Consider the following 18362-nt stretch of genomic DNA (forward strand, 5'->3'; position numbering starts at 1 on the left):
TCTAGCTTATCGCGCTGTATCTTGCGGTGCAACATGAGGTTTTAGCAATTCCGGACATCTTCGCACCGATATAGCCAAACCCAATTCAATCAATAAAAACAATCAATTTTTATTAATCAATAGCACATGACTACAATCCACTCCCCCAAACAAAGCAACAGGAGTGCGTCATGTTCAGCCAAATCATCAGCGAAATCATGGAAAACATTGCCATCACGCTGGCGGAATATGGGCAATGCAAAGGGTAGATCAACGAACCTTTACTTATGCAAGCCAAGCGGCGACCTGACGCCAAAAGCCGTCGGGCACGTTCAGCAATACCCAGATCATCAACACATAACGAACGAATTTGCCGATCGCCATGTACGCGACCGACGGCCAGAACGGCAATTTGAGCCAGCCGCCCAGTGTGCAGATCGGGTCGCCGACGCCGGGCATCCAGGCCAGCAGCATGGTTTTGGCTCCGTATCGCCGCAGCCAGCCGCACCAGCGGCTGTCGCGTTCGCGCGCGCAAACCTGCTTGGCGCCATAACCCAGCCAGTAATCGACCGCGCCGCCCAGCGTGTTGCCGGCTGTCGCCACCAGGATCACCGGCCAGAATAGCGCACCGTTAGCCTTGATCACCGCAAACACCGCAGGCTCGGAACCGAGCGGCAACAAGGTCGCGGCGACCAAGCTGATGATAAATACGGAGGTCAATCCAACCGTCGGCACCGCCAGTACTTTCAACAACCACAAAACAGCAGATTCGATCATGGGACAGACGTCAGGAAAAATTGTGGGACGGGACTATCAGGCAAAGCAAATAGTGAGATCTGCGGCCAACAGCTAGCTGCAAAAAAACCGTCCATTATAATGACCGGCTGTTTCTCTAGTCCCGATCCCGGTGCTGGACACATCGCCGGCGACGCCGATGGGGTGTCCGGTGCGCTAATTTGACACCACCATGACCACAGACTATTTGCAAAAAATCTTAACCGCCCGCGTCTATGATGTCGCCGTCGAATCCCCGCTGGAACTGGCGCCGACGCTGTCGCAGCGCTTCGACAACCAGATTTATTTCAAGCGCGAAGATGTGCAAAGCGTGTTCAGCTTCAAATTGCGCGGCGCTTACAACAAGATGGCGAGCCTGACGCCGGCGCAGCTCAAGCGCGGCGTGATTTGCGCATCGGCCGGCAACCACGCGCAGGGTCTGGCGCTGTCGGCCGCCAAGCTCGGTTGCCGCGCCGTGATCGTGATGCCGACCACTACGCCACAGGTCAAGGTGGACGCGGTCAAGGCGCGCGGCGGCGAGGTGGTGCTGTTCGGCGACTCGTACACCGATGCCTACAACCACGCGCTGACGCTGGAAAAAAAGTTAAAACTGACCTTTATCCATCCATTCGATGATCCGCATGTGATCGCCGGCCAAGGCACCATCGGCATGGAAATCCTGCGTCAGCATGCCGGTCCGATTCATGCGATTTTTGTCCCGATCGGCGGCGGCGGCCTGATTGCCGGGATCGCCGCTTTCGTCAAGACGGTGCGGCCCGAGATCAAGATCATCGGGGTCCAGACCACCGACTCCGACGGCATGGCGCGCAGCTTGCAAGCCGGCCGCCGGGTCACGCTGCACGATGTCGGCTTGTTCGCCGACGGCACCGCGGTCAAATTGGTCGGGGAAGAAACCTTCCGCCTGGCGCGGCTATATGTCGACGAAGTGATCTTGGTCGATACCGCGGCCGTTTGCACTGCGATCAAGGATGTGTTCCAGGACACCCGCAGCATTCTGGAACCGTCCGGCGCGTTGTCGGTGGCCGGCGCCAAGGCTTATGTCGAGCGCGCCAAGGGCAGCCGCAAGCCGATCAAGAATCAAACCTTGATCACCATCGCGTCCGGCGCCAACATGAACTTCGACCGGCTGCGCTTTGTCGCTGAAATGGCCGATGTCGGCCAATCGCGCGAGGCGGTTTTTGCCGTCACCATGCCGGAAGAACGCGGCAGCTTCCGCCGTTTCTGCGAACTGGTCGGGCAACGCAACGTCACCGAGTTCAACTACCGCATCAGCGATGAGCAAGCCGCCCACGTCTTCGTCGGCGTCCAGACCAGCAGCCTGGACGAGGCCGGCCAGATCGCCAGGAATTTCGAGAAGCACGGCTTCAAAACGCTAGACCTGACCCATGACGAACTGGCCAAAGTCCATGTGCGCCATCTGGTCGGCGGCAAGAGCCCGCTGGCAAAAAATGAATTGTTGTACCGCTTTGAATTTCCGGAGCGTCCCGGCGCGCTGATGCGTTTCCTCAATTGCATGGATCCCGACTGGAATATCAGCTTGTTCCACTATCGCAGCCAGGGCGGCGATGTCGGCCGCATCCTGGTCGGCCTGCAAATCCCGAAAAAGGAAATGAAGTCGTTCCGCGCCTTTCTTGCCAGCGTCGGCTATCGCCATTGGGACGAGAGCGCCAATCCTGTCTATAAGCTGTTCCTGGGCTAATTTAAATAGGTGCGCGAGCGGTTGGCATAACCCTCGCGCCCTGCAGGCATCAAGGCCCAGCCTCTTATCTGTCAAAATAGCGTCTTTACGCAAAGCTCTTCGCCATGACCATACCAACTTCGCCTGACGCTTCGCCGCTCGGCAAACCTGCTACTTATAAAGCGCACTACGATCCGTCCCTGCTGTTCCCGATTGCCCGGCTCGGCAAGCGCGAGGAGATCGGCATCAGCGGCACGCTGCCTTTTTTCGGGATCGATATCTGGAATGCGTATGAGGTGTCCTGGCTCAACCTGCGCGGCAAGCCGCAAGTCGCGATCGCCACATTCACGGTGCCGGCCGATTCGCCCAATATCGTCGAATCGAAGTCATTCAAGCTGTACCTGAATTCATTCAACCAGACCAAGCTGGCTGGTCCGGCGGACTTGCTGGAACTGCTGCGCACCGACCTGTCGGCCGGCTTCGGTGCACCGGTGCATGTGGCATTGACTACCGCCGACGCCTTTGCCGGCATGGCAATGGGCGAACCGCAAGGCTTGCTGCTGGATCGGCTAGACATCGAAGTCACCGAATATCATCCGAACGCATTGTTGCTGAAAGCCGACCAGGACCAGCCGGCCGTCGAAGAAACCCTGGTGTCGCATTTGCTGAAATCGAATTGCCTGGTGACCGGCCAGCCGGACTGGGGCAGCGTGCAAATCAAGTATGTCGGCGCACCGATCGATCAAGAAGGTTTGCTCAAATACCTGATCAGCTTCCGCGATCACAATGAATTTCATGAGCAATGCGTCGAGCGGATTTTTATGGACATCATGCGACATTGCACTCCGCAAAAACTCGCTGTGTATGCGCGCTACACGCGTCGCGGCGGCCTCGACATCAATCCATGGCGCAGCAATTTTTCTACATCTCAGCAACCGTCCAATGTACGTCAGGCACGGCAATAAAATGTTCCGCCGGAAATCAATTGTGTCAAAAATGTAAAAAACCAGCCGTAAATATTGACGCTTGCAGGCGCAGCGGCTACCTTACGACCTCCCTGTAAAAGCCCCATTTTTGTTATGAAATTCCTATCACGCTGCCTCTCTCAATTCGCTGTCCTTAGCCATACCAGGTCCACTTCACTCCTGGCCCTGCTGGCCGCTGCCTTGCTCTGTTCACCAGCTCATGCGCAAGAAAGCGCCAATACCGGCAGCTGGTTCCAGCAGACCAAAGCCCGGCTCGACAACATCGTGGACAACGGCGACCAGGAAGTCTACCTGTCCGGCTACGCATATCACGGCCGCAGCACATATACCAAGGAACGCCTTCGGGAGCTGAACGAGAAAGCCTGGGGGCTCGGCGGTGGCCGCACCATACGCAATGAAAGCGGCAATGATGAATCGCTCTATTTCCTGGCGATCCGCGACTCCCATATGAAGCCGCAATTGATGGCTGGTTATGCCTACGAATGGGTCGCGAATATCCCCAAGACCCCGGTCGAAGTCGGCGCCGGATATACCGTCATGCTGGCCAGCCGCCGCGATTATTTCGGCGGCATCCCGTTCCCGCTGGCGTTGCCGGTGGCTTCGATTGGCGTCAAGGGCGCCAAGTTGATGGCCTCTTACGTGCCGCGCTTGTCATCCAACAAGGGCAACGGCGATGTGCTGTTGCTGTTTGCGCGCTTTGAAGTGAAGTAATTTGATCCCCTCGGGGCGACCATGACCCGCAGGCAAAAGGGATTGCCGATTGGAATCCGGCCTATAATTCGGTAAAACTACTTAGAGCCTGTTCAAAATCTGTAGCGAGCGCCCGTCAGCGGGGTGAAGAGCAGCGCAGGAGCCCCGATCACGGGCACAGTAAAATTTTGAACAGGCTCTTAGACACAACACCCACATTGTGCGGTAACCCTATTTGTACTATGACCAATCTTGCAAAAATCCTACCCGCACAAAATGTGGTGCTGGATCTGGAAGTCTCCAGTAAAAAACGAGCATTCGAACAAGCCGGATTACTATTCGAAAACAATTGCGGCATTGCCCGCTCCACCGTTTCCGATAACCTGTTTGCGCGCGAGCGCCTGGGCTCCACCGGTCTCGGCCATGGCGTCGCTGTGCCGCATGGCCGGGTCAAAGGCTTGAAAGCGCCGCTGGCAGCATTTGTCCGCCTGGCCGAACCGATCCCGTTTGAATCGCCCGACGGCCAACCGGTCAGCTTGCTAGTATTTTTGCTGATCCCGGACAACGTTACCCAGCAACACCTGGAGATCCTGTCGGAAATTGCCGAGATGTTTTCCAGCGATGCGTTCCGTACCCTGCTGGCGAGCGATCCCGATCCCGCTTCGGTGCATGCACAGATCGTTGCGTGGCAGCCGATGGGGGCGGAGAATGCGACTTAGTTGATTCGTCGCGTTGGAAGGTTTTTAAACGCTGTTTTGCGATGGCTTTTAGATGTTTGACACTTCTTGTTTAGTCAGTTGGGGACAGAGTAATTCGCCACGCTGCGGTGGCTCTTAAACTCTGCCCCGCAAATAATCGGCTTCCGCAAATAATAGGACTTATGCCTTCTTCCACACCCTTATCAATCCAGCAGCTTTACGACGACAACCGCGAATCGCTGCAGTTGGGCTGGTTTGCCGGCTTTCCTGGCGGTGAACGGCTGATTTCCGGCGATGCCGCTTCGGCGGCGGATCAGGTCGGCCACTTGAACCTGATCCATCCGGGGCGAATCCAGGTGTTCGGGCATCAGGAAACCGAATATTACAAGCGCCTGTCGGCCACTTCGCGCGCCTATCAGACGGCAGAATTGGTGGCCGGGGTGCCGCCAGCGTTCATCATCGCGCAAGGACTGTCGACCCCGCCGGACATCCTGCAAATTTGCGACGAAAAAAATATCCCGCTGTTTTCCACGCCATTGCCGGCAGCACAGGTGATCGACTATTTGCGCGTGTATTTGTCGAAAAAATTGGCGCAACGGATCACGATGCACGGCGTATTCATGGACGTGCTGGGGGTTGGCGTGCTGATTACCGGCGAGTCCGGGCTCGGCAAGAGCGAGCTGGGGCTGGAGCTGATTTCACGCAGTCACGGCCTGGTGGCCGACGATGCGGTCGAGTTCTCGCGCATCGCACCCAACATGATCGAAGGGCGCTGCCCGCATTTATTACAAAATTTGCTGGAAGTACGCGGCTTGGGCCTGCTGGATATCAAGACCATCTTCGGCGAAACCGCAGTGCGCCGCAAAATGCGCCTGAAACTGATCGTGCATCTGGTGCGGCGCGCCACGCTGGAAGAAAATTACGAACGCCTGCCGCTCGACGCCCACACGCAGGAAGTGCTCGGACTCCCGATCCGCAAGGTCATCATCCCGGTCGCCGCCGGCCGCAACATCGCGGTGCTGCTGGAAGCTGCGGTACGCAACACCATCCTGCAATTGCGCGGAATCGATACGCTGAAGGACTTTATCGATCGCCAGCGCATCGCGATGGATAGTGACAACGAACCATAAAATAAGCACCACAACGTAGGGCACCTCTAAAAACCGTAGCGAGCGGCCCAAGGTCGGGATGAGAAGCGCAGCCGTACATGGAGTACGGCGAGCATCGCAGGCCCGAGATTGGGACGCGCAGTAGGTTTTTAGAGGTGCCCAATGTTTCCCGCAGCAGAAATACCGTATATATTCGCTATTTCTGCGCGGCATGTACTTTGACACTGCCGTAGCACCAGCCCCGACCAACCACAGTACTTACGGTATCATTGTTGAATGCGCATTATTCTTATCACCGGGATCTCCGGCTCTGGTAAATCAGTCGCTCTACGAGTACTCGAAGACGCCGGCTATTTTTGCACCGACAATTTGCCGCCGAAACTGCTGCGAGGACTGGTTGCCACCAGCCTCCACGAAGGGACGGAATTGCTGGCGGTGGCAACCGATGCGCGCAGCGCCGACTCGCTGGCCGGATTGCCGTCCGATATCCAGCAACTGAAAGACGAAGGACACGACGTCAAGGTGTTCTTCCTGACGGCCAAAACCGAAGCGCTGATCGCCCGTTTTTCTGAAACCCGCCGCAGTCACCCGCTGTCGCATCGCTTGCGCCCCGGCCAGAATCCCGCCGACCGCCTGACCTTGACCGAATGTATTTTGAACGAGCGCGAGATGCTGGTCGAAATCGAGCGGCTGGGCAACACGATCGACACATCGGATTTGAGCGCCAATAAATTGCGCTCCTGGATCAGCGATCTGGTCGATACCCAACAAGCGCCGCTGACCCTGCTGTTCGAATCATTCGCATTCAAGCACGGCGTGCCGCTGGATGCCGATCTGGTATTCGACGTGCGCATGCTGCCGAATCCGCATTACGACCTGAAACTGCGCCCACTGACGGGACGTGATCAGCCGGTTATCGCATTTTTGGACCGCTTGCCGGAAGTGCAAGACCTGCTTGGCGACATCCGCAACTTCGTCACCAAATGGCTGCCCGCGTTCAAGGCGGACAATCGCAGTTATCTGACCGTGGCGGTCGGCTGTACCGGCGGCCAGCATCGCTCGGTATATATGGTTGAGCAACTGGCGCACCATTTCCAAAACTCCGAACGCGTCGTCCGACGCCATCGCGAACTCGGCTAAGCGCAGCAAACTTCCCCTCTCTACGACGTAGTGCAACGCACCGCACTACGTCGACACCTCACCTTTACCATGTCTGAAAATATTTCCTGGATTCCACTGTTCCCGCTCAATACGGTATTGTTCCCCGGCGGGATTTTGCCGCTCAAGGTATTTGAAACCCGCTATATCGATATGGTGCGCGAGTGCATGAAACAGAATAGTCCGTTCGGCGTCGTGTTGATCAAGGCCGGGCAGGAAGTCGGCCTCGCAGCTGAGCCTGAAGCGGTCGGCTGCCTGGCGCAAATTACGCAATGGGATATGCAGGATTTGGGAGTGCTGATGTTGCGCACCGAGGGCACGCAACGGTTCCGGATTGTGCAGCAACGCGTGTTGGCGGACCAGCGGCTGGAAGCGCAGATTGCCTTGATCGACGCCGACCTGCCGACGCCGCCGGACCAGCGCCACCTCGATTGCGCCAAGGCCCTGAAACTGGTGATCGACGACGTCAATCGCAAAGGCCGTGCCGAACATGGCGCCGACTATGCCAGCCCTTTTTCGCTGCCGATACAGCTCGACAATGCCGGCTGGGTTGCCAACCGCTGGTGCGAAATTTTGCCTATCCCATTGCAGGCACGTCAGAAATTGCTGGAATTAAACGATGCACAAGTGCGGCTGGGCTTGGTTCATCAGTATTTGCAACAGCATCAGATAATCTAACGCTGATCGGCGTCCTGGAAAACCTCCAGCAATAGCTTCTTGACCGGCGCCGGCAACGGAGCATCGGCAAGTTTCTCGGCGGGATACCAAACGTGCGTGGATTCTCCCGCGATATCGAGCCGGTGTGCAAGCGTAATCCGGAACGGTGAGATCTGTAATTTGAAATGCGTGAAAACGTGCGTGAAAGACGGCAGCGCTTCACATGAAGCGATGTCGCCGAAGTGCGCCATAGCGCGCGTGATTGCTGTCTCGGAGTCAACTTCCGGCAACGACAACAAACCGCCCCAGATACCGCTGTCGGGACGCTGCTCCAGCAGCACTTGATCGCGATCAATAATCACCAGCATGCCAGTATGCTTCTCGGGGATGGCCTTTTTCGGTTTGCGTACCGGCAGTTGCGCTACGCGATCGGTGGCGAACGCAACGCAGCGCTGCGCCAGCGGACAAGTGTGACAAGCAGGTTTGCTGCGGGTGCAAAGCGTCGCCCCCAGATCCATTAGCCCTTGCGTGTATGACTCCACGCCCTGCTCCGGCAGCAAGGCCACCGCGCGTCGCCACATGGCGTCCTCGATCGGCTTGGCGCCGGGATAACCATCAATCCCGAAAACCCTGGCGAATACGCGTTTCACGTTGCCGTCGAGGATAGCGGCACGCACGCCATATGAAAATGCCGCTACCGCGGCTGCGGTCGAACGCCCGATGCCGGGCAAGTCTTGCAGCAAATCCGGATCGCGTGGAAACGCGCCGCCGTGTTCTGCGACCACCCGTTGCGCGCATCGGTGCAGGTTGCGCGCCCGCGTGTAGTAGCCGAGTCCGCTCCAGTGCGCCATCACCTCTTCGCTGGGCGCCGCCGCCAACGCAGCGACATCGGGAAAGCGCGCCAGGAAGCGTTGATAGTAGGGAATCACGGCGCTGACCTGGGTTTGCTGAAGCATGATTTCAGATAACCAGACACGGTACGCATCGCGCGTTTGTTGCCACGGCAAGGCATGGCGTCCGTGCTGCTTTTGCCAGCGAATCACCGTGTCGGAAAACGACGGATCGGAAAAATCCGGCGCCGCTCCGTCGAGGACCGCCAAGCTCGCTGCCGAGCCGACGGCATCGTTGGCAACAACACGTTTCATTTATGCCGCGACTTTCAGCGAGGTCAGTTCGGAGCCGAGCGCATTTTTCAAATCCGCTTCCAATTCGGTCAGCGTATTTCTTTGCGAGGTCAACTCGTTTTGCAACAGCTCGACCGACTGGATCTTTTCTTCCAGGCTGTCGACCGCCACATGCACCCGTTCGATGGAATCGGTGCGCTGCTTGAGTTGGGATTTGTGCGCGCGAATCTGTTCTTCCAGCGGCGCCATCACCACTTTCAGCCATGCATCGACATCGCGATTGGCTTGCAGAAAGCTCTGCTTGACTCTCGATGCGATCGAATCGAAAAATTTCTGCATCAGCACCACCTGGCTGGTCTTCATCAGCGTGATGGTGCCGAATTGCCGTTGATATGCGGCTTCGATGACGCTGATTTCCTTACGGTATTTATCGAGCGAAAACGGCATCGGCGTCGACAGCGCAAGTCCGTGTTCGGTCGAGAATTTGCGATACATGATGGTCATCATTTCAGCGATCTCATCCGTTTTTTGACCCGACAAAGTCAGGTTGCCCTGCGCCACGTCAAAAAACTCCTTTACCGCATTGCGAAAGCCGGCGGTGAACATGCTGCCTTCCATTATTTCCCGCGTCTTACGGATCTCTTCTTTCAGGATGCCCATGCCCAGCGTGGTGAACACGGCTGCCGACAAGCGCGCAAACACCATGCGCGTCCCCTGCAGCTTCAACAGGCTTTCGTCAAACTCCTTCTTCTCAATATCGATGCGCTTCATCATGTGGCTGACGATGCTTTTGTTCTTTCCGCGCAGGCTTTTCAGTTCCAGCAGTTGCTCCACCACGTTACGGATCTGCGCCGACATCAAGGCTTGCTTGGACACCGTCATGTCATGGATATCGGCAATCAACTGAGCGCGGATAATGTCGCGCTTGGCAGGAATCAATTCTTTCGACAATGCATTTTCAAGCGCCGGCAGCCGGCTTTTTTGCAATAGCAGCGGCTCGCCATTGATCTTGCCGACCAGGCCCTTCTGGGCCGACACCGGATACACCTGCGTCTCCGACAAGCCCAGCGTCTGCGCCACATTGGCGATCTGCTTGTCGATTTGCTCCTCGACCTCGGCCGGCGAACGCAACTCGTCCCACATGCTGTCGATTTTATTCAGCACCACCATCCTGCCGGCGCCGTTGCCGATGTGATGACGCCAGACGTCGATATCGCTTTTGGTGACGCCGGTGTCGGCGGCCAGGATAAACAACACCGCATGCGCGTTCGGAATCAGGTTCAAAGTCAGTTCCGGCTCGGTACCGATCGCATTCAATCCCGGCGTATCGATAATGACCAGCCCTTCCTTCAGCAATGGATGAGGGAAGTTCACGATGGCGTGGCGCCACTGCGAAATTTCGACTCGTCCCAGGGCATCCACCGTGACGACCGCATCGGGGTCGCTGTCGTCGAACAAGCCGTAACGCGCCGCTTCTTCCTTCGGCACCCATTTGGTCAGGCTGACCTGCTTGAAGGCTTCCAGCATGCCGTCGGTAGACGAGGTGTCCAGCGGCAACACGGTCCAGGCGTGATGCGCGCTTTTGTAGTCGCTGGTCGATTGTGCTTCGGCGCGCGTTTCTATCGGCAGCAAACGAATGCAGGGCGGGAAGGTTTCGTCATACAACAGTTCGGTCGGGCACATGGTGGTGCGGCCGGCTGTCGAAGGCAAAATGCGCTGACCATAATCGGCGAAGAAAATGGCATTGATCAATTCCGATTTGCCGCGTGAGAATTCAGCGACAAAGGCAATCGACAGTTTGTCGTCGGTCAAGCGTGCCAGTGCCCTGGTAATCCGCTGTTCGCTGGCCACATCCGATAATTTCGATGCGCTCGCCCATGTCTGATAGCGCCTCAATGCACCAGCCACCGCTGTACGCCACTCGCTGTATTCCTGGAATTTTTGAACTAGATTGCTCACGCTACCCCCACACCCGTTTCTGAAATCGTTTCTAAAAACTGCTTAATATTTATCAAATGACACTTAGCCATAGCTCGATGGCCATTAATTTCTCTGACATTTTTTGCAATAAAAAGTGGATCGCTGCCCCTGTTTGATCTGCACAATTAATGACCCACAATTTTTACACGGCAACCCGGCACGATCATAGACGAAATAACTCTGTTGAAAGTATCCAGATTGCCCATCGGCACCAATAAAGTCGCGCAAAGTGCTGCCGCCCTTGTCAATCGCCGCTGCCAGGATGTCCCGAATTGCCTGTACCAAGCGCGCATAACGCGCAAGGCCGATGCGCTGGGCTGGCGCCTTGGGGTTGATCCCGGCCCGAAACAGGCTTTCCGACGCATAGATATTGCCGACGCCGACCACAATATCGCCCGCCAGCAGCACCTGCTTGATCGGCGCGCTGCGGTTGCGCGTTTTTTGATACAGGATCTGGGCAGAAAAGACTTCTTCCAGCGGTTCCAGGCCAAGCCCCGCCAGCAGACTATGCTGCTCCACCGGCCCGTCCTCGACGGCATGCCAAAGCACAGCGCCAAAACGGCGCGGGTCGGTCAAACGCATCAACTGGTTACCGACCACCAGATCGAAATGGTCGTGTTTTTGGGGCGCGGTCTCGGCCGGCAAAATCCGCAAATGACCCGACATCCCGAGATGGACAATCAAGGTTCCATGAGCGAAATGCAGCAACAGATATTTGCCGCGGCGGCCGGTGCTGCGTATCGTGCGACCGCTCAGGGAGGCCTGCAAATCGGCCGGAAACGGCCAGCGCAAGCCGCTATGACGCAATATGACTGCCGTGACAACGCGCCCTTCAAGATACGGCGCAACACCGCGCCGGGTCACTTCAACTTCTGGTAATTCTGGCATGCTTCAAAAGTGATCCAAGATAATTTGTCGGGAGCAAGCATACCTGACAAGCAGCGAAATAGACTAAATAAGCAGTTGTTACGAAATGTATCGACGCAAACCGTACACACTCACTGCGGGAAGACACAAGAAGGCCGGGATTACCTACCATTTCGTCACAAATCACTAGACTGCGGCTGCACATTGCTTGCAGGTTGGGCGTAAAATCGAAACTACCTTCGACGGCCCGTTACCAACGGCCGATCGAACGCCCTAAATAAATGCTTGCCAAGCCAGGATAACCCCCTTGAAAAAAGTTCTTGCCATTGTAACGCTCTCGACCCTGCTGTCTGCATGTGCAGGCATGGCGCAAACTAGCGATACCCAAAATTCCGTAGCTGACCCCAAGGCCGCAACACCGCCGCCCGCCGCCGCGAAATCGGATCGCGCCAAGGAACGCCAATCCGCTGCAAGGACCATGCCCGTCAAGCCTCCGGAAGAGCACCTGCCTTCGGTGGAATTGAGCAAGGAAATTCTGTTCAAGGTTCTCAGCTCCGAAATCGCCTTCCAGCGCGGCAATTGGCAAGCCGCCTACGTGACCCTGTTAAGCGTGGCGCAACAGACGCGCGATCCGCGCCTGGCCCGACGCGCGGCCGAAATGGCGCTCAGCGCCAAGCAAGCCAACGAAGCCCTGGTCGCGATCCGCCTGTGGCGCGAGCTGGCTCCCGACTCGGAAGAAGCGACCCAGTACTATCTCGGCTTTATCATGCTGAGCAACAATCTGGCGGAAGCGCAGCCGATTCTTGAACAGCGCCTGAAAGACGCGCCGCAACAAGCCCGCGGCGTCATGCTGCTGCAAATCCAGCGACTGTTGGTCCGGGCCCAGGACAAGCCTGCTGCGTTTGCGTTATTGGAAAAGCTGGTCGCGCCCTATTTGAACCTGGCGGAAGCCCATCTGGCGCTGGCACAAGAAGCCTCTGCCGCCGGCGACAACACACGTGCGCATGACGAAGCGCAAATAGCGCTGAAACTCAAACCCGACTCCGAGCTGGCGATTTTGACCGCGGCGCAAGTCGCAACCGATAAGACCGAGGTCGAGCATCTGCTGACCGATTTCCTGAAAACGTATCCCAATGCGCGTGAAGTCCGGATGGCTTATGCGCGCACTTTGATCGAGCAAAAATCCTATGAAAAGGCGCGCAGCCAATTTGAGACCCTGTTGAAATCGGACAAGCAGGATATCTCGACAATCTTCGCACTAGGCCTGCTGAATGCGCAAATCGGCGACAACAAAGCGGCCGAGCGCTACCTAAGCGACTACATCAAACAATTGACCGCGCATCCGGATGAGGCGCGCGACACCACCCAGGCCCTGCTGATCCTGGCGCAAATTGCGGCAGAGCGGAATGACACCGACGCCGCACTGAATTGGCTGGCGCAAGTCGAACCGGGCGAATCCTACCTTGATGCGCAGCTGCGGCGCGCGCAATTGATTGCCCGGCGCGGAGATATCGATGCCGCCCGCAGCATCCTGTCCGATCTTGAAACCCACGGCGAGCGCGAACAAATCCAGGTGACGCAGGTGGAAGCGCAACTGCTGCGCGATGCCAATCGCCCGCGGGATGCAATGAAAGTGCTGGAGGTAGCTCTCAAGGCGCACCCCGACAATACCGATTTGCTGTACGACTACGCGATGGTCGCGGAAAAGCTCGATAACCTGAGCGTGATGGAAACCGCATTGCGTAAATTGATCGCCCTGGCTCCCAATAACCAGCAAGCCTACAACGCCCTCGGCTATTCTCTGGCGGAGCGCAATATCCGATTGCCGGAAGCGCTGACCCTGATCGAAAAAGCTTTTACGCTGGCGCCGCAAGATCCGTTCATTATCGACAGCATGGGCTGGATCCAATACCGCCTGGGCAATCTGACCGAGGCAGAATCGCAGCTGCGCAACGCTTACCGTTTGCTGCCCGACCCCGAAATCGCCGTGCATTTGGGCGAGGTGCTGTGGGTCAAGGGTCAAAAGAAAGATGCGCAAAAATTGTGGCGTGAAGTACACAGCAAAGATCCTCAGAACAATGCACTGAAAAGCACGCTGGCACGGCTGCACGCCACGCTATGAGCCGGCTGCACATGGTTGCAGTACGCCGCGCCGGATTGTTGGCGATCGCCTTGACGGCCATCGCCATCAGCGGTTGTACGACACTATCGCCGCCCGACTCGCAAGCAAGCGTCGCCGCCATGACAGCAAGTCCGCGGCGATACCATAATGCGATTGACGTCAGCGGCCGCCTATCGTTGCGTTACCAGCAAGATGGCAAGGAACAGGCCGTGCACGGCAGCTTCACTTGGTCGCAAAGTACGCAGGAGACTGTCGTCACGCTGCTCTCGCCGCTCGGACAAACGCTTGCCACCATCAATATCGCGCCAACCCAGGCAACCCTGGCGCAGGCAGGCAAACCTGCGCAGACTGCAAGCGATGTCGATGCGCTGACGATCAAAGCGCTTGGCTGGCCATTGCCAATTGCCGGCTTGCGCGACTGGTTGCAAGGCTTCGGAAAAAGCGCCACGGGGCAACGCTTTACGGCCACCGCGGCCGCTGCCACGTCGAGCGTCACCACCGCCGACAACTGGCGCATTCAATACACCAACTGGCAAGACCAAAACCACGCCGACAGCTATCCCAAACGGATTGACCTGGCGCGCTATGTTGAACAGGCCGGCGAGGTATCCATCCGCATCGTCATCGATAACCGCCAGCCACATTAAATCCCTGCAATGACACGAACGCTGAATAATTGCCCTGCGCCGGCCAAGCTGAATCTTTTTTTGCACGTCACCGGACGCCGCCCTGATGGCTATCATCTGCTGCAAACGGTATTTCAGCTGATCGATTACAGCGACCAACTGCATTTCGAAGTGCGCGATGACGGCATCATCCGACGTACCACCGTCATCCCGGGCGTACCGGAAGAGAGCGACTTGATCGTACGCGCCGCCAAATTATTGCAGTCGGCGATCGCGGCCAAGACCGGCGCAGCGGCGATGGCCGCCTCGCCGATACCGGGCGCGAATATCGCCATCGACAAGAAACTGCCGATGGGTGGCGGACTGGGCGGCGGCTCCTCCGATGCGGCAACCACCCTGATGGCTCTCAATCATTTGTGGCAAGGCGGACTGTCGCGTGCCGAACTGATGGCGCTGGGTTTGCGACTCGGGGCCGATGTACCATTTTTCCTGTTCGGGCGGAATGCCTTCGCAGAAGGTGTGGGAGAAGCGTTACAAGCACTTGACACGACCGCCTGCTGGTTCGTTATAATCGAGCCCGGCGTCGCAATTCCAACTGAAAAAATTTTTTCATCGTCGGAGTTGACAAGAGATACGAAACCGGTCAAGATGACGGACTTTTCGATAGGTACTAAAAAACTCTTCGGAAGAAACGATCTGGAAGTCGTGGCTGCCAAGCAGTTTCCAGAAGTCGCTGATGTCATCAAATGGCTCAAGACTTATGGTGATGCAAGGATGACTGGTTCTGGCGCTTGTGTTTTTTGTGCTTTTGCGCAGGAAGATCAAGCTGATGAAGTACTGAAGTTGGTACCTCAACGCTGGAAAGCATGGAAAGCCAAAGCGATGCAGCAACATCCGCTCGCAGATTTGCTAGATTCGTAGTCGATTAAATTCGAAAAAATTCGATTCAGCGTGAAGTTCAAGCGCAGCAGTAAATGCGCAGAAGTCACGCTGAATAAAAGGTTGCGTAGGGGAATCGCCAAGCTGGTTAAGGCACTGGATTTTGATTCCAGCATTCGAAGGTTCGAATCCTTCTTCCCCTGCCATTAAATACGGGTAATAGCGCCCAAGCAGCAAACAAACTAAGCGGCAGCAGCACACAGCCGCATCAAAAATACAGCAGCACACAGCAAAAATATAAGCCGCCAACGCAAGACTTCAACAGTCGGGCATTGTCGGCTTTTCACTTTCTAACGTTCGTACTCAGGAATCCCCATGGCACACGAAAACCTGATGGTTTTTACCGGCAACGCAAACCCGGAACTAGCTATTGGAGTTGCCAAGCAACTCGGGATTCCACTAGGAAAAGCCAACGTCACCAAATTCTCCGACGGCGAAGTCGCGGTTGAAATTAATGAGAACGTGCGCGGCAAAGATGTGTTTGTGCTGCAATCGACTTGCGCTCCGACCAATGACAACCTGATGGAAATCATGTTGATGGTCGATGCGCTTAAACGCGCTTCAGCCGGTCGTATCACTGCCGCGATTCCCTACTACGGCTACGCCCGTCAGGACCGCCGCCCACGTTCGGCACGGGTTGCGATTTCCGCCAAGGTGGTCGCCAACATGCTGCAGGAAGCCGGCGTCGAACGCGTTCTGATCATGGATCTGCACGCGGATCAAATTCAAGGCTTCTTCGACATCCCGGTCGACAACATCTACGCATCACCGATTTTGCTGGGCGATCTGGTGAGCAAGAATTACGACGACCTGCTGGTCGTATCGCCGGACGTCGGCGGCGTAGTCCGTGCCCGCGCACTGGCAAAACGCTTGAATTGTGATTTGGCAATTATCGACAAGCGCCGGCCCAAGGCGAATGTCTCCGAAGTCATGAACATCATCGGCGAAGTCGAAGGCCGTAACTGCGTGATCATGGATGACATGGTGGACACCGCCGGCACCCTGACCAAGGCTGCTGAAGTGCTGAAAGAGCGTGGCGCCAAGAAAGTAGTCGCTTACTGTACCCATCCTGTACTGTCGGGTCCGGCGCTGGAACGCATCGCCAATTCGCCGCTGGACGAGCTGGTCGTAGTCGACACCATCCCGCTGTCGGCAGAAGCCAAGGCATGCGGCAAGATCCGCCAGTTGTCATGCGCCGGTTTGCTGGCAGAGACCTTCAAGCGCATCACCAAGGGCGACTCGGTCATGTCGCTGTTCGCTGACTAATTGCTGTTTGCTGTTTGCTGTTCTTTGTAATTTAACGTTTTTATTTAGTCAGTTGGGGACAGAGTAATTCGTCGCGCTGCGGCGACTCTTAAACTCTGTCCCGCAATTGTTTTTACTTCGCAATTTTTCGAATTCCCTGGTCGCGGGGAATTTTTATCGCAAGACGAAAGTCCTGCACACATTGGAGCTTCAAAATGAAAGTAATCGCATTTGTACGCAAAGAGCAGGGGACCGGAGCGAGCCGCCGCCTGCGCAATGCTGGCCAAACCCCAGGTATCGTTTATGGTGGTTCCGAAGCGCCGGTCAATATTTCGCTGGACCACAACGCGCTGTACCACGCGCTGAAAAAAGAAACTTTCCACTCGTCGATCCTCGACCTCGAAATCGACGGCAACGTCCAGAAAGTTCTGCTGCGCGACTTCCAGGTTCACGCATACAAACAACTGGTATTGCACGCTGACTTCCAACGCGTTGATGCGAAAAAAGCACTGCACGTCAAAGTGCCTCTGCACTTCATCAATGCCGACGTTGCACCAGCAGTGAAACTGTCGGGCGCGATCATCAGCCACGTTATCTCCGAGTTGGATATCTCCTGCTTGCCAGCCGACCTGCCTGAGTTCGTTGAAGTCGACCTGACCAGCATCGAAGTCGGTCATTCGATCCACTTGTCCGACCTGAAACTGCCAAAAGGCGTGACAGCTGTCTCGCAAGAGAATCTGACTATCGCTACTGCATCGATCCCAGCCGGCAAGGTTGAAGCTGAAGCTACTGCTGCTGCAGCAGCACCGGCAGCTGAAGCTGACAAGAAGTAATAAATACTTAAGCCGGGAAGTTTTCTGGCCTGAAAAACCCGCCCTTCGTGGCGGGTTTTTTATTGGAGCAAGCGCATTCGCCCTGCCCTGCTCTGAATATCTGGTCGCGCAAGACCGACACCGGATTGGACGACAAAGCGTCATATCCGCGATAATCTGCGCTTCATAGTGAAATGAAAAAATATGTCCATTCGCCTCATCGTCGGCCTCGGCAATCCCGGCCCGGAATACGAACAAACCCGCCACAACGCCGGCTTCTGGCTGGTCGACAATCTGGCCAATGATCTCGGCCGTCATCTGACGCGAGAATCCCGCTTCAATGCCTTTGCCGCAAAAGCCAGCATCGCCGCGCAAGAAGTCTGGCTGCTGGAACCGCAGACTTTCATGAACCGCTCCGGCCAGTCGGTCGGCGCCATCGCGCGCTTCTACAAGATTGCGCCTGACGAAATTCTGGTGGTGCACGATGAGCTGGACCTGCCGCCCGGCAGCGCGAAACTGAAAAAAGGCGGCTCCTCTGGCGGTCACAATGGCTTGAAGGACATCACCGCCGCGCTGGGCACGCAAGACTACTGGCGCTTGCGACTCGGCATCGGCCATCCGCGCTCGCTTAACCTGCAACATGCGGTGGCCGACTTTGTGCTGCACCGGCCGCGCAAGGAAGAGCAAGCACTGATCGAGGACGCGATTGCCGACAGCCTGAAAATCATCCCTTTGCTATGCGAAGGCAAATTCGACGTCGCAACGATGCAGTTGCATACGGCAAAATAGTTTTTATCCAGGCAAGCAATCCGATCACACCGGGTTCAGTCTTCAACTTCCGGTAAAATAGCGGGTTATTCCAGATAAGGCCGCCACTAAAATCGCTCAACGCGCTTT

General features: G+C 56.5%; 17 protein-coding genes and 1 tRNA gene. 14 read left to right on the forward strand and 4 right to left on the reverse strand.

Annotation, left to right across the window (positions count from 1 at the left end; translation table 11 throughout):
* Positions 1–264: 264 nt before the first annotated feature.
* Complete coding sequence (locus ACFPM8_RS02725) at positions 265–756, reverse strand: YqaA family protein (RefSeq protein ID WP_378994742.1); 492 nt, start codon at positions 754–756, stop codon at positions 265–267.
* A 190-nt stretch (positions 757–946) separates the two neighbouring features.
* Between ACFPM8_RS02725 and ilvA the strand changes: the two genes are divergently transcribed.
* The 7 genes from ilvA to ACFPM8_RS02760 all read left to right on the forward strand — a co-directional run bounded on the left by ilvA (position 947) and on the right by ACFPM8_RS02760 (position 7771).
* Positions 947–2473, forward strand: a complete 1527-nt coding sequence (gene ilvA, locus ACFPM8_RS02730) for a threonine ammonia-lyase, biosynthetic (protein ID WP_378994744.1) — start codon at positions 947–949, stop codon at positions 2471–2473.
* 104 nt (positions 2474–2577) lie between these two features.
* Positions 2578–3417, forward strand: a complete 840-nt coding sequence (gene queF, locus ACFPM8_RS02735) for an NADPH-dependent 7-cyano-7-deazaguanine reductase QueF (protein WP_378994746.1) — start codon at positions 2578–2580, stop codon at positions 3415–3417.
* A 201-nt stretch (positions 3418–3618) separates the two neighbouring features.
* Positions 3619–4149: a hypothetical protein gene (locus ACFPM8_RS02740; protein WP_378994748.1), complete on the forward strand. Its 531-nt coding sequence runs from the start codon at positions 3619–3621 to the stop codon at positions 4147–4149.
* 221 nt (positions 4150–4370) lie between these two features.
* On the forward strand, positions 4371–4847 hold the full coding sequence (locus ACFPM8_RS02745) for a PTS sugar transporter subunit IIA (protein ID WP_378994750.1): 477 nt from the start codon (positions 4371–4373) through the stop codon (positions 4845–4847).
* A gap of 161 nt (positions 4848–5008) precedes the next feature.
* Positions 5009–5956 carry an HPr(Ser) kinase/phosphatase gene (gene hprK / locus ACFPM8_RS02750; RefSeq protein WP_378994752.1) on the forward strand — a complete coding sequence of 316 codons (948 nt, stop codon included), beginning with the start codon at positions 5009–5011 and terminating at the stop codon, positions 5954–5956.
* A 255-nt stretch (positions 5957–6211) separates the two neighbouring features.
* Positions 6212–7075: an RNase adapter RapZ gene (gene rapZ / locus ACFPM8_RS02755; RefSeq protein ID WP_378994754.1), complete on the forward strand. Its 864-nt coding sequence runs from the start codon at positions 6212–6214 to the stop codon at positions 7073–7075.
* Between the two features lie 69 nt (positions 7076–7144).
* Positions 7145–7771: an LON peptidase substrate-binding domain-containing protein gene (locus ACFPM8_RS02760; protein WP_378994756.1), complete on the forward strand. Its 627-nt coding sequence runs from the start codon at positions 7145–7147 to the stop codon at positions 7769–7771.
* On the opposite strand, the gene mutY is transcribed toward ACFPM8_RS02760, so the two are convergent.
* The 3 genes from mutY to mutM all read right to left on the reverse strand — a co-directional run bounded on the left by mutY (position 7768) and on the right by mutM (position 11742).
* Complete coding sequence (mutY, locus tag ACFPM8_RS02765) at positions 7768–8895, reverse strand: A/G-specific adenine glycosylase (protein WP_378994758.1); 1128 nt, start codon at positions 8893–8895, stop codon at positions 7768–7770. The genes ACFPM8_RS02760 and mutY overlap by 4 nt on opposite strands.
* Positions 8896–10833 (reverse strand): dynamin family protein, encoded by a 1938-nt coding sequence (locus ACFPM8_RS02770; protein ID WP_378994760.1) that lies wholly within the window; start codon positions 10831–10833, stop codon positions 8896–8898.
* Positions 10834–10917: 84 nt separating this feature from the next.
* Positions 10918–11742, reverse strand: coding sequence for a bifunctional DNA-formamidopyrimidine glycosylase/DNA-(apurinic or apyrimidinic site) lyase (mutM, locus tag ACFPM8_RS02775; protein ID WP_378994762.1), 825 nt, complete (start codon positions 11740–11742; stop codon positions 10918–10920).
* Between the two features lie 286 nt (positions 11743–12028).
* Here mutM and ACFPM8_RS02780 point away from each other — a divergent pair, with 286 nt between their 5' ends.
* From ACFPM8_RS02780 to pth, 7 genes are all read left to right on the forward strand, one after another.
* Positions 12029–13843: a tetratricopeptide repeat protein gene (locus ACFPM8_RS02780; protein WP_378994764.1), complete on the forward strand. Its 1815-nt coding sequence runs from the start codon at positions 12029–12031 to the stop codon at positions 13841–13843.
* Between the two features lie 11 nt (positions 13844–13854).
* Positions 13855–14490, forward strand: coding sequence for a lipoprotein insertase outer membrane protein LolB (gene lolB / locus ACFPM8_RS02785; protein ID WP_378994766.1), 636 nt, complete (start codon positions 13855–13857; stop codon positions 14488–14490).
* A 9-nt stretch (positions 14491–14499) separates the two neighbouring features.
* A complete protein-coding gene (gene ispE, locus ACFPM8_RS02790; RefSeq protein WP_378994768.1) occupies positions 14500–15390 on the forward strand; it encodes a 4-(cytidine 5'-diphospho)-2-C-methyl-D-erythritol kinase in 891 nt (296 codons plus the stop codon).
* Between the two features lie 87 nt (positions 15391–15477).
* A tRNA-Gln gene (locus ACFPM8_RS02795) sits at positions 15478–15554 on the forward strand.
* A 169-nt stretch (positions 15555–15723) separates the two neighbouring features.
* Complete coding sequence (locus tag ACFPM8_RS02800) at positions 15724–16674, forward strand: ribose-phosphate pyrophosphokinase (protein WP_378994770.1); 951 nt, start codon at positions 15724–15726, stop codon at positions 16672–16674.
* A 194-nt stretch (positions 16675–16868) separates the two neighbouring features.
* Entirely contained in the window at positions 16869–17486 is a 618-nt protein-coding gene (locus ACFPM8_RS02805) for a 50S ribosomal protein L25/general stress protein Ctc (RefSeq protein ID WP_378994772.1), read from the forward strand.
* A gap of 183 nt (positions 17487–17669) precedes the next feature.
* A complete protein-coding gene (pth, locus tag ACFPM8_RS02810) occupies positions 17670–18254 on the forward strand; it encodes an aminoacyl-tRNA hydrolase (protein WP_378994774.1) in 585 nt (194 codons plus the stop codon).
* Positions 18255–18362 lie beyond the last annotated feature (108 nt).

It is taken from the genome of Paraherbaspirillum soli, assembly GCF_042654985.1.
GTDB lineage: Bacteria > Pseudomonadota > Gammaproteobacteria > Burkholderiales > Burkholderiaceae_D > Paraherbaspirillum > Paraherbaspirillum soli.